10 protein-coding genes and 1 pseudogene are annotated in these 11,647 nt (G+C 43.5%); 8 read left to right on the top strand and 3 right to left on the bottom strand.

Features of this window, described 5'->3' with window-relative positions; genetic code table 11:
* A pseudogene (locus IQ270_RS23465) lies at positions 1 to 186 on the top strand (phosphoribosyltransferase); the annotation flags it as partial.
* Positions 187 to 198: 12 nt separating this feature from the next.
* On the opposite strand, the gene IQ270_RS23460 reads toward IQ270_RS23465, so the two are convergent.
* Together IQ270_RS23460 and dxr are read right to left on the bottom strand one after the other, a co-directional pair.
* Positions 199 to 873 (bottom strand): Uma2 family endonuclease, encoded by a 675-nt coding sequence (locus IQ270_RS23460; RefSeq protein ID WP_193975603.1) that lies wholly within the window; start codon positions 871 to 873, stop codon positions 199 to 201.
* Between the two features lie 245 nt (positions 874 to 1,118).
* Entirely contained in the window at positions 1,119 to 2,309 is a 1,191-nt protein-coding gene (gene dxr / locus IQ270_RS23455) for a 1-deoxy-D-xylulose-5-phosphate reductoisomerase (protein WP_193975602.1), read from the bottom strand.
* 127 nt (positions 2,310 to 2,436) lie between these two features.
* On the opposite strand from dxr, the gene IQ270_RS23450 reads away from it, so the two are divergent.
* The 3 genes from IQ270_RS23450 to IQ270_RS23440 all read left to right on the top strand — a co-directional run bounded on the left by IQ270_RS23450 (position 2,437) and on the right by IQ270_RS23440 (position 7,107).
* Entirely contained in the window at positions 2,437 to 3,981 is a 1,545-nt protein-coding gene (locus IQ270_RS23450; RefSeq protein WP_193975606.1) for a DUF2079 domain-containing protein, read from the top strand.
* A 9-nt stretch (positions 3,982 to 3,990) separates the two neighbouring features.
* Positions 3,991 to 5,562, top strand: coding sequence for a DUF2079 domain-containing protein (locus IQ270_RS23445; protein WP_228056624.1), 1,572 nt, complete (start codon positions 3,991 to 3,993; stop codon positions 5,560 to 5,562).
* Positions 5,563 to 5,670: 108 nt separating this feature from the next.
* On the top strand, positions 5,671 to 7,107 hold the full coding sequence (locus IQ270_RS23440; RefSeq protein ID WP_193975601.1) for a DUF2079 domain-containing protein: 1,437 nt from the start codon (positions 5,671 to 5,673) through the stop codon (positions 7,105 to 7,107).
* Positions 7,108 to 7,297: 190 nt separating this feature from the next.
* On the opposite strand, the gene cas6 is transcribed toward IQ270_RS23440, so the two are convergent.
* Positions 7,298 to 8,422 carry a CRISPR-associated endoribonuclease Cas6 gene (gene cas6 / locus IQ270_RS23435; protein WP_193975600.1) on the bottom strand — a complete coding sequence of 375 codons (1,125 nt, stop codon included), beginning with the start codon at positions 8,420 to 8,422 and terminating at the stop codon, positions 7,298 to 7,300.
* 301 nt (positions 8,423 to 8,723) lie between these two features.
* Here cas6 and IQ270_RS23430 point away from each other — a divergent pair, with 301 nt between their 5' ends.
* The 4 genes from IQ270_RS23430 to lptB all read left to right on the top strand — a co-directional run bounded on the left by IQ270_RS23430 (position 8,724) and on the right by lptB (position 11,555).
* Positions 8,724 to 9,086: a ferredoxin-thioredoxin reductase catalytic domain-containing protein gene (locus IQ270_RS23430; RefSeq protein WP_193975599.1), complete on the top strand. Its 363-nt coding sequence runs from the start codon at positions 8,724 to 8,726 to the stop codon at positions 9,084 to 9,086.
* A gap of 99 nt (positions 9,087 to 9,185) precedes the next feature.
* Positions 9,186 to 9,593 carry a DUF309 domain-containing protein gene (locus IQ270_RS23425; protein WP_193975598.1) on the top strand — a complete coding sequence of 136 codons (408 nt, stop codon included), beginning with the start codon at positions 9,186 to 9,188 and terminating at the stop codon, positions 9,591 to 9,593.
* 380 nt (positions 9,594 to 9,973) lie between these two features.
* On the top strand, positions 9,974 to 10,450 hold the full coding sequence (locus tag IQ270_RS23420) for an LptA/OstA family protein (protein ID WP_193975597.1): 477 nt from the start codon (positions 9,974 to 9,976) through the stop codon (positions 10,448 to 10,450).
* A 376-nt stretch (positions 10,451 to 10,826) separates the two neighbouring features.
* A complete protein-coding gene (gene lptB, locus IQ270_RS23415) occupies positions 10,827 to 11,555 on the top strand; it encodes an LPS export ABC transporter ATP-binding protein (RefSeq protein ID WP_193975604.1) in 729 nt (242 codons plus the stop codon).
* Positions 11,556 to 11,647 lie beyond the last annotated feature (92 nt).

Here is an 11,647-nt window from a genome sequence, read left to right as displayed (position 1 = left end):
CTGCAAAACCGCTACGGCGAGGATATTCAGGAAATTCGGACGGCTGTGCTTTGGTACAAAGCTTGTTCTGTTGCGAAACCGGATTATTATGTAGATTATTTGGCTGACAATCCTTGGATTCACCAACCTTTTGAAATGTACGAAAAAATGAGTGCGGCTGATTTTGCGGCGAAAGTCAAAAATTAGCAAAACCGGCCGCTACGAGTCTTTGGTTTGTAGTTGCTCTTTTACCCAAGCTCTAAATGCTCTGAGTGTCGGGCTTCTACCTTCAGTTGTGCTGCGATCGACATATTGAGGAATTACATCAACAATAGGAAAGTTGGGGAAATTTGAGCTGCTATCAGACTCAATATATTTTCCGTTTTCAAGCAGATAGATTTTCAGGATTCGCCCGTCATATCTCCAAAGTTCCGGCACTTTCAAAGCCTGATAGCTGCTCAAACTGGTTTGTGAGGAGTTGTCAATCTCGATCGCCAAATCGGGAGGCGGATCTACTGTTAAATCTATTCTATCTTTACCTCTGATAGCAGCTTCGTGCTGAATGTAGAAACAATCGTCTGGTTCTACGCCGCTCTGCATCTTTTTGCTTTTGAAGGTAGTGGAACCTAAAACATCACAATCTATATTAAGTTCTTCCAGAAGTAACTTAACCAAGTCACCAATCAATGATTTAGCTTTTTCATGTTTTGGTAGTGGCATCCTAATTTCCAATGTTTCTTGGTAATAAGTAAGTCGCAGTGCGTAACCTTCCCCTAGCTCGTCTAGGATAGCTTCGTACATTTCCCAGCTAACATTTTGTAACTTTATTTTATTGCCGGGTGGGATAATTAGTTGATTGAGCTCAAATACTGTTGGTTTGGTTTCTGTTTGCATCGGTTGCTTCCTGAAATGGAACTCATAGCTCTATTTTATCAAGGGATTGATGAACAATAGAAGACGGCGGTTGAAACCAGGTTTACAAAAACGTAGGCGTTAGCCTTCCCGAAGGGTAGTCCGCCTCCGCGGACTGAAGAGAATAAATGAATAAAACAACGTAATTTTCACCATCTTATCTTCAACCCGCGGAGGCGGGTTTTGTTTGTATAGACGCGGTTTCAACCGCCGTCTACATCTAAAAATTAGCGAACCGAAAGCATCCGCGAGTCCAAAATCTCACTCATTATCAAAACTTCCTGCCGCGCCCACTTGTCTGCCGCCAGAATATCATCCAAAGCAGGAGTTTCACAGTTATCCGCTTGATGTTTGTCGCACACTTTCTCAATCAACTTCGGAATATCCAAAAACTGAATCTTCTCCTCCAAAAATAACCCGACAGCCTGTTCGTTTGCCGCATTCAGCACCGCCGGCATCGAGCCGCCAGCGCGTCCCGCCGCATAAGCTAACTTCATGCAAGGATACTTTTCGTGGTCTGGTTCTCGGAAAGTCAAATCACCAGATTTTACCAAATCCAGCCGCGGCCAATCAGTCTGAATTCGCTCCGGCCAAGACAAGGCGTACAGCAGCGGCAACCGCATATCCGGCCAGCCTAATTGAGCCAAAACTGACGTATCTTGGAGTTCAATTAACGAGTGAATTATGCTCTGGGGATGGATGACAATATCAATGTCGTCATAATCCATTCCGAACAAGTAATGAGCCTCAATTACTTCTAATCCTTTGTTCATCAAAGTAGCAGAATCAATCGTGATTTTCTGCCCCATCGACCAATTCGGATGTTTCAAGGCATCGGCGACTTTTACTTCTGCTAATTTGTCGATCGGCAAATCTCGAAAAGAACCGCCGGAAGCTGTAAGAATAATTCGGCGCAAACCACCAGGTGGCAAGCCTTGCAAGCACTGAAAAATTGCCGAGTGTTCCGAATCTGCAGGCAAGATTTTAACGCCGTATTTTTCGATAAGGGGGTTGACAACGGGGCCGCCGGCGATTAAGGTTTCTTTGTTTGCTAAGGCGATATCTTTGCCTGCTTCAATAGCCGCAATTGTTGGCAGCAAACCGACACAGCCAACTATGCCGGTGACGACGGCTTCAGCGTCGCCGTATTTGGCAACTTCGACAACGCCTGACTCCCCAGCAAGTAAAATAGGTTGAGGGTCAATATCTGCGATCGCCTCCTGCAATTCCTGTAATTTATCTTCGTCGCAAATCGCGACAATTTCCGGTTTAAACTGGCGAATTTGTTGTGACAGTAACGTTACATTTCGCCCTGCCGTTAACCCGACAATCCGAAATTGTTCGGGGTATTGAGCTACAATATCCAGAGTCTGAGTGCCGATGGAGCCTGTGGAGCCGAGAAGAGTTATTGCTTTCACAATTTTTTAAGGTTTTGTGGATTATTCTAATATTACGATTGCGGGAACTCAAATTAGCGGTTAACTATTGCGGGGCAAGCACATTTGATAGAATCATATTTTGAGCGCTCAGCTAGTGCCAGATTTCATGGAGAATAGGGAAAATTTTGCTGATTCCAGCGCCGAAAATATAGAAGAAGGTCGATCGCAGCCGCCGTCGAGTTTGGTTTGGGCGATCGGCATTGCTGCTACAATTTTCTTTGCCTGTAGCAGTTTACGGCACGCTTTATTCCAATCCACAGCTTTCGATTTAGGAATTTTTGACCAAGCAATTTACTTACTCAGTCAAAACCAAACGCCTTTTTCTTCTTTGATGGAGATGCACATTTTGGGAGATCACGCAGCGGTAATCTATTATCCCCTAGCTTTGCTGTACAAAATTTACCCAGACCTGCATTGGCTGCTGTTGGTACAAGCAGTTGCTTTATGCTTGGGAGCTTGGCCTAGCTGGAGTTTAGCGCGTTTAGCCGGTTTAAATCAAGAACAATCCCGGGCGATCGCATTTATTTATTTGCTCTATCCAGTCGTATTTAACATCAATTTATTTGATTTTCACCCGGAAGTAATCGCTTTACCCGCAATTTTAGCAGCAATTTTGGCAGCTCGTTTAAATAAAATCCTGGGGTTTTGTACCGCAATCATGTTAGTTTTGAGCTGCAAAGCAGTTTTGTCCCTAACCATTGCTGCTACGGGATTGTGGCTGTTTTTTTGCGAAAAAAAGCAACGATTTGGGGCGATCGCACTTTTGCTCGGTGCAGCTTGGTTTTTAATTGCTTCCCAAAAAATCATCCCCTACTTTAGCGGTAGCGAAGTCGCAGGAGTCGGGCGTTACAGCTATTTAGGCAAATCCGTACTAGAAATCATCATCAATCTCATATTAAAACCCCAGTTAATCTTAGGAAGAATCCTTTCCATCGATACAATAAAATACTTATTCATCCTGATATTACCCGTAATTTGGCTGCTACTGCCATTTCCCCGCCCAAACAACCTCAGATATTTAACACCCCTAATTCCTGCCATCCCTACCCTCATCATCAATATCCTCTCCGACTTGGCATTTCAACGCAGCTTAGCCTATCAATATTCAGTACCGATCATTCCATTTTTAATATTAGCCGCAATCGCCAAACAAGCCAGCCCCAAAAACGCCCAATTGAAAACCGAATCGCAAATATTTTTGCCCCTCCAAACAGCAAGATCACAACTTAAAAAATTACAAATTCCTCAACTATGGCTGGGCATTCAATTACCCAAACAAATGATAATTTGGTCATTAATAATATTCCTAATATTCGGAGAATACAAAGACTTTTTTCTGTATCTAAATAGACTAGATACCTGGCAAGCCACACGCGAAGCAGTCGCACAAGTTCAACCCCAAAGCAGTATTTTAACAGATAATAGACTTGCCCCTCACTTTACCCACCGCCCCATCGTAAAATTGCTTTCACAAGTTTCAGCCCAAACAAACTTAGCTGAATTTAAATACATATTATTAAACCTGCGCCATCCCTGGCCCGATACAGAAAAAATTGGAAATACCTTAGCCAACCAACTAAAAAAAGCTCCAAATTTTCAATTAATTTATCAAAAAAACGAAGTTATACTATTTAAACAAATCCCCGATTAAACCCAGAAAATGCTAACTTTAAAATTCCCCAAATCCCATCCAGTATTTTTAATGATTGTCGTGACAGCGATAGTCTTATTTGTCGCCAGCAGCGTGCGGCACGCATTATTTCATTCAACAGCATTCGACTTAGCAATTTTTGACCAAGCAATTTACTTGATTTCTCAAAATCAAACGCCATTTTCCTCATTAATGGGAATTAATATTTTAGGCGATCATACAGCGTTTATTTTCTATCCGCTAGCTTTACTTTACAAAATATATCCCGATGTTCGCTGGCTGTTATTAGTGCAAGCTGTTTCCCTAGCCCTAGGTGCTTGGCCTAGCTGGAGTTTAGCACGTCAAGCGGGATTAAACGAACCAAAGGCGATCGCCATTGCAGCAGTTTACCTGCTTTATCCCGCAGTATTTAATGTCAATCTTTTTGACTTCCACCCCGAAGTAATTGCAGTGCCCGCAATCTTAGCAGCAATCTTAGCAGCGAGACTCGATAAAATATTGTGGTTTTGTGCAGCCACACTATTAATTTTAAGCTGCAAAGCCGTATTATCTTTAACAGTCGTGATGATGGGTGTTTGGCTATTTTTCTTTGAAAAAAAGAGCAGGTGCGGACTCATAGCTATATTTCTTGGCGCTGCTTGGTTTTTGATAGCAACTCAAGCGATTGTACCGTATTTTAATCAAGGCAAGCAGCACGCGGGGGTCGGGCGATATCAATATTTAGGAAACTCGGTTTTTGAAATAGCTGTTAATTTAGTGCTGAAACCTAACTTAGTAGCAGGGCGACTGATTTCAGCAGATACTTTGGGATACTTAACTTTGTTGTTTTTGCCTGCAATCTGGTGGCTTTCCCCGCGACATCTTTCGCCGTTAATTGGTGCTTTGCCGATGCTATTGATGAATATTCTTTCTGATATAGATGCTCAAAGAGATTTGATTCACCAATATTCTGTGCCGATATTTCCATTTTTATTAACTGCTGTAATTTCTACCCTAGCAGACAGACAGAAAAGAGCGAGAAATTTTTGGAAAAATGCAGGTAATTATCTCTGGAATCATCGCAACTGGATGCCGCGAATTTGGAGTAGAGTATCGAAACATATTTCGATTAAATCTGTTAAACATATCTGGATTAACCGCATTTGGGTTCGCCGAAGTTGGAGAGGTGGAAAATTGCTGTTTGCCAATTCGTTACTGTCAAAATTGTTAATTTTGTGGTCGCTGTTAACTTTTTTAGCTTTGGCTAAGTACGGCTATTTTGGGACTGTTTATTTACAGTCTCTCGATACTTTGCAAGCTACGCGACAAGCAATTAACAGAGTGCAAACTAAAGGCAACGTGTTAACAGATAACTCCCTGGCGACTCATCTCGCTCACCGAAAAACAATTAAATTGCTGCATCAAGTTGCTAACGGACAAAGTTTGAATGAATTTGAGTACGTGCTGCTAAATTTGCGCCATCCTTGGCCGGATACTGCGGATACTGCTGCGAGTGTCGCGGCTCAACTTAAAAAATCTCCTTTGTTTACAATAAATTATCAGCAAGATGATGTTTTTTTGTTTGAAAAGATTCGTAATTAGTAAACTTATTGCAAAAATTATTCATCGCTCAAAACCAACCGCAGATTTAAGGCAGATAAACAGAGAGAAACGCAGATAATTTTAAGATAATTTTGGGATGAATACAATATGAACAATTTTAAGCATCTAAAATACGAGCCTGTAATTTGGTCGATCGCCCTTTTTGTGTTAATATTTTTCCTGAGCAGCAGTGTACGCCACGCCCTGTTTGAATCCAACGCCTTTGAACTAGGAATTTACGACCAAGTAGCCTATCTAATCGGTCAGGGACAAACGCCGTTTTCCTCATTTCTGGAAATTCACCACATGGGAAATCACGCCGCTTTGGTAATGTATCCCGTCGCTTTGCTTTACAAAATATATCCCGACGTTCATTGGCTGTTGTTAGTGCAAGCAGTTGCTCTAGCATTGGGTGCTTTGCCAACTTGGAGTTTGGCGCGTCAAGCCGGATTAAATAATAGCATATCTCGGGCGATCGCCTGTATTTACCTGCTCTATCCATTAGTCTTCAATGTCAACCTCTTCGACTTCCACCCAGAAGTAATTGCCCTACCCGCACTGCTAGCAGCAATCCTAGCCGCGAGACTGAATCAAACCCTGTGGTTCTGTGCTGCTATCGTCTTAGTTTTGAGTTGCAAAGCCGTGTTATCTTTGACTGTAGCTGCGATGGGATTGTGGCTGCTGTGTTTTGACAAAAAACGCAATTGCGGACTCATAGCTTTGTTTCTGGGCGCGGCTTGGTTCCTGATAACTACTCAGGCTGTGATACCGTATTTCAATCTAGGAAGAGAACACGCGGGAATCGGGCGATACCAATATTTGGGACATTCAGTTTTAGAAATTGCTGTCAACTTAATATTGAAACCAAATCTAATTTTAGGGCGTTTATTTTCTTTAGATACTATTGAATATTTAGCCTTATTAACCTTGCCAGTAATTTGGTGGCTTTCCCCGCGTCACCTAACACCTTTAATTAGCGCCCTGCCGATGTTGGCGATGAATATTCTTTCCGATATCCCAGCCCAGCGGGATTTGATTCATCAGTATTCTATTCCGATACTGCCCTTTTTGTTAGTTGCCGTAATTGCCAGTTTAGCAAATAGGAATCAGCACGAAGGAAAAAAAATATTTGATAAATTGCCAATTCCTAATTATCCATTGCCAAGAATTATCATAATTTGGTCATTAATCGCTTTCTTAGCTTTAGCAAAATACGGCTATTTTTGGACTATTTATTTAGATTCCCTCGACACTTTACCAGCTACCAGAGAAGCAATTACTTTTATCAACACAAAAGGCAGCGTTTTAACAACTTCTCACGTAGCTCCCCACTTAACGCACCGCCCCGTGGTAAAGTTAACTGAGGCTAACACACCTCCTACAAGCCTCGCAGAATTTGATTATGTCTTGCTGAATCTGAGGTATCCTGGCTGGATGAGCGATCGAGCTTTTGTCAAAAACCTAGTAACTCAACTAAAAAATCACCCTCAATTTCAACTAAAATATCAGCGAGATGATATATATCTATTTACTAAGAGTCAGTAGTCAGTAGTCAGTTGGCAGTTGGTAGGGGCTGTGCCAAGAGTGCCCGCCCTCTTAGTTGACAGGAAAGCAGTAGTTAACAGTCAACAGTCAACAGCTAACAATTCCCCATGACTACTGACTAATGACTAATGACTACTGACTACTGACTAATGACTACTGACTACTGACTATTGACTACTGACTAATTATTTTAATCCTCAACTTTCAAAGCCCTTCTTGCCAACTTCACATAAGTTTTCACAGTTTCATAAGGCATTTCCAAATCAGCAGCAATATCAAACAAAGATTCCCCCAATTCCCGGCGCGCCAAAATCGTCGCCCAAGTTTCCGCAATCTCAGCAGCCCGACTGCCGCCTGTACGCTTTCTGAGCGCCATAAACTTCTCTGTTAATTCATCTATTCGCGCCGCCAATACACTTTGTATCGACACTTCTGTCAGCGATTTTGTCAGCCATTGCGATCGCGTTTGTCCCAATCCAAAAGTTGTTTTGTGGCCAGTGCCGCAGTAAGGTGCTAATCGCCCTAAAGCATAAAATAATTGTACAAAATCGGGGCGCAATGCGGCCGATCGCCCGATCGCAAATTCTACAGCCCCAGTAAATCCCGTTACCATGCCTTTTTTGCCCGCCGCCACCTTTTGCGACTCCAACTTGTGGCGGCTAATAATTACATTTTCGTCAATCCAAGTCAGAAATTCTGCTTGGTCAAAATTCATACCCGAAAAGTTATTCCAGCGACGCAAATAGCTGTGAAAAACATTTTCGGGAACTGGTAGCGGGAAGTGATGCCCTTTGCTGCGAAAGCTTGTGGGAGTTACAAAACTAAGTTTTATGTTTCTAGATAATGGATGTTCTGCTGTTAGCAATTGCTGGTAAGTTGTGGGAGCAAAAGCAATCTCCCAAGAGCGAATTACCAGCGGAGCATTTCGCAAATCAATCTCTTGGGGCAAATTTTGCAGCCACTGATTCAGCCATTGTACTACTCGTTGGGAAAGTCCTGTGATATACCAGCGATAAATACGATCGCCCACAAGCTGAAATTCTTTGCCGCTTGCTCGCAAATCACCTTCCAATCCCGATATAGTAAAGGCTTTTTCTGACTCCTCGTCGTGCAAAAGTTGCGATAAATCCGGGTCAGTTTGGTGTACTTGACCTAAAAACCAAGCGTGTAAACCTATAGCATACTGCGCGTACAGAGAGCTAGCAGCGCGGGGAGTCAATTCAAACACTAATCCGACTAACTCGGTGTCAGCCGGCCAAATCAGCTCAGAAGAAGCAGATTTTTTGCGGAGGGCGGGGTGCGGGGAAGTTGCCATGAGATGCCGGAAACAGAGACAGCGCTGTGATATTCTATCTTATTTACATCCCCTTTGGGGGATAATTGTTTCCGGCGGGCGATCGGTCAAAATCTTTGGGTGGCTGCAAAAACCGGATCTGCACCCTGTTTCCCCAACCGTCCGGGATACGTGAAAAATCACTAAAAAACCCACAACCTAAAACTAAATTTTTGTCAAGGTTTTAGTCGTTGTAACTAAACAGAAATATCGAGTGTTTAAAATCACATTCTGCGCTACAATTGTTAAAAGCTCGTAGCATCCTCAACTCCGATCCTAAACTATGAACACAACAGAAAAATCTAAACTCTCCAACGAAAAAACTTTGGAGGCGATGAAGAATTTCTCCGAAACCTATGCCAAGCGCACTGGAACTTACTTTTGTTCCGAGCCTTCAGTCACTGCTGTCGTCATAGAAGGACTAGCAAAACACAAGGACGAACTAGGCGCTCCCCTATGCCCTTGTCGCCATTACGAAGATAAAGAAGCCGAAGTCAAAGCTGCCTACTGGAACTGTCCCTGCATTCCCATGCGCGAGCGGAAAGAATGTCACTGTATGTTATTTCTGACGCCAGATAATGATTTTGCTGGAAGTAATCAGGAAATTGGCATGGATCAGATTCAAGCTGTCAGAGATACTATGTAATTGGTTAAGTAGGCGGCTGTTTTTATCTGACTTTTAATGATATCCGCCTACTCAAAAAAACTCCCCATCCCTAATGCAAAATCTCAAATCTCACATCTAATGCCAGACGAAATGCCGATCGAATTTTGGCAAGGTATAGAACAGTTTAACAGCCAAGAATTTTACGCTTGTCACGATACCTTAGAAGCTTTGTGGATGGAAGCGGGCGAGCCGGACAAAAGATTTTATCAGGGAATCTTGCAAATTGCCGTAGCGCTTTATCATTTAGGCAATCAAAATTGGCGCGGTGCAGTAATCTTGCTGGGAGAAGGTATCAATCGGCTCAGTTATTATCAGCCGAGTTATGCTGAAATTGCTGTTGAAGATTTACTCGTAAAAAGTGCTAAACTATTAAGCGCTTTGCAACAAGCTGGGCCGGAAGCCGTAGCTAATTTTCTACCGTTGTTCGCAGGTACAGAAGTTGCAGGCTTGCAATTACCGCAAATTATCAAAGTAGAGAAAACTTGAGTATCATAAAACTTGCACAATAAATTATTTGGACACGCTTTTATTGGATTATTTTGTTTGTAGTAAGGAATGCAAGTCCCGATCGACTAAAAGTCACGCCAGAAAGGACTCTTCGCCCTCGCTACAAACGGCAGGCATAAGACTCAAGTCCTGAGTGCAAACTGCAAATCAGCCAAACAGTCCGTGAAAATGGCTGTTGTCTTGCTAGGATAATTGGTTGAGGCGATCGGGTCAATCGATCGACCTGACGATAATTTTTCACGGCCGTTAAGATAAAATACCTAACCAACCGGGTGTGGTGGATCTAATTTCCCTAGATAAAAATCTGGGGGTGAGATAATCCCCTTCAGCAATATCATAAATTTTGAGGCTTGCAAGCTATGATGCCCTCCGCTAAACTACTTAATTCCCGAATATTCAAAGGATTGTCGCTGCTGTTACCCCTGACTCTGGCCGGCGCGATTGTCTCTCCCACCTATTCCCAAACCGCGCAGCCCCGGACTCTTTCCGTGCGATCGGACATTCAAGAAGCCGACTCCAAAACCGGCATCGTGACAGCCCGCGGCAACGTCCAAATCAACTATCCAGCCCGCCAAATCCAAGCAACCGCAGCTCAAGCTCAATACTTCAGTCGCGAGCGCCGGATCATCCTCAGCGGCGATGTTTACGTATTGCAGCAGGGCAACAGCCTGCGCGGCGAAACCATCACATACCTGATCGATGAAGGCAGGTTTATTGCCCTTCCAGACAAGCCAGGGCAGGTAGAATCCGTCTATCTGGTGGCCCCGGAACAAGATGCAGCAGCCCAAAATGCGATCGGGCCCAAACCGCCAGCCAGTTCAACAGCGCCCAAGTAACAGCTGTTGCATACCTACCTGGAACAATAATTTTTATGGCAATTCTTGTGGAACGGGCATCCTGCCTGTTCCGGGAGCGGAGCTTAGATGCGCGACACCTGAAAGCTGAGAATACACTCAAAATTTATTGTGTAAAAAATCAAAAAACAGGAGACTGTAAAATATCAACTTGAGATGCGATCGCACCAGCCCGCAGTCTGAAATTTAACTGGCAAGTAAATCCACCTAATTAAACGTAAAATAGTGATAGCTCAAAGACTTGCTGTGTATTTGTTCTTTCTTCTTCCTGATGACAATTGACAGTTGACAGTTGGTTGAAATTACCAATGACTAATGACTGATGACTAATGACTTCTTAAAAGTTGCCTCGGCCAGCATGAAAATTGTACTCGAAAATATTCACAAATCCTACGGAAAACGCCATGTAGTCAGTCGCGTCAACCTTTCAGTAGCCCAAGGAGAAATCGTCGGACTCCTCGGCCCCAACGGTGCCGGCAAAACCACAACATTTTACATAGCAACCGGATTAGAAAAACCCAATCAAGGAACTGTTTGGCTCAACGATTTAAATATCACTAAAATGCCGATGCACAAGCGAGCGCATTTGGGAATTGGCTATCTCGCTCAAGAAGCAAGCATTTTTCGCAACATGAGCGTGCGGGACAACATTTTGTTAGTCCTAGAACAAACTCAAGTGCCGCGGTGGGAATGGAAAGATCGAGTCGATTTCCTGTTGCAAGAATTTCGCTTAGAAAAAATAGCATCCAGTTTGGGAATTCAAATCTCCGGGGGAGAAAGGCGGCGGACTGAACTGGCGAGAGCCTTAGCTGCTGGGCGAGACGGGCCGATGTTCCTATTTTTGGACGAACCGTTTGCAGGGGTAGATCCGATCGCAGTTGACGAAATTCAGACGATTATTGCCAAACTGCGCGATCGTAAAATCGGCATCCTGATCACGGATCACAACGTCCGAGAAACCCTCGAAATTACCGATCGAGCCTACATCATGCGAGACGGCCAAATTTTAGCCTCCGGCGCTGAAGAAGAACTCTACAGCAACCCATTAGTACGCCAATATTACTTAGGCGACAGCTTCGTGCGGTAGTCTTTCATAGCAACTGCCAAGGGGGTTAGGATAGATTTTGTAGGAGCGGGTTCGCCTAGATATAAATATCCCAGCCCAGATATCTATAAACC

The organism is Microcoleus sp. LEGE 07076, assembly GCF_015207455.1.
GTDB lineage: Bacteria > Cyanobacteriota > Cyanobacteriia > Cyanobacteriales > Microcoleaceae > Microcoleus.
Note: the sequence above shows the minus strand (reverse complement) of the source record. Positions and strands in the feature narration are given on the sequence as shown.